Source organism: Curtobacterium sp. P97, assembly GCF_023712445.1.
Lineage (GTDB): Bacteria > Actinomycetota > Actinomycetes > Actinomycetales > Microbacteriaceae > Curtobacterium.
The window spans coordinates 1-470 of the sequence record NZ_JAMAYF010000083.1 but is presented as its reverse complement, the minus strand read 5'-3'; the positions used below and the strand labels follow the sequence as shown (position 1 = coordinate 470).

2 protein-coding genes are annotated in these 470 nt (G+C 70.9%); both read right to left on the bottom strand.

Annotation, left to right across the window (positions count from 1 at the left end; translation table 11 throughout):
* The coding region (locus M3677_RS17050; RefSeq protein ID WP_251161142.1) for an alpha-amylase family glycosyl hydrolase at positions 1-233 on the bottom strand (233 nt) is incomplete at its 3' end.
* A gap of 37 nt (positions 234-270) precedes the next feature.
* On the bottom strand, positions 271-470 hold a 200-nt coding region (locus tag M3677_RS17045; protein ID WP_251161141.1), incomplete at its 5' end, for a hypothetical protein.

Here is a 470-nt window from a genome sequence, read left to right as displayed (position 1 = left end):
CCGTCGCGCAGCGGGGAGGCGAAGAACGGCGGCAGCCACAGGCAGTCGACACCGAGCCACTGCAGGTAGTCGAGCTTGCCGATCATGCCGCGCAGGTCGCCGATGCCGTCGGCGTTGGAGTCGGCGAAGCCCCGGACGAGCACCTCGTAGAAGACGGCGCGCTTGTACCACTCCGGGTCGGCGCCGGGAGCGGGCAGACCGGGGCGGTCGGCGTGCGGTGCGGGGACGGTCATGGGGAGCTGGGTCCTCGACTCTCGCGGTGGTGGCGGCTCAGCCCAGGGGGGCGTGCCGGGTGACGGTGAAGACGTGCGCGGGTTCGCGGTAGGGGTCGAGCTCGACGTAGTTGAACTGGCCCCACTCGTACTCGGCGCCGGTGATCTGGTCGGTGACGGTGAACCGGTCGGACCACTCCATGCCCAGGGCGCCCATGTCCAGCGCCGTCGTGCCGATCTGGGTGTGCTGGCTGGACA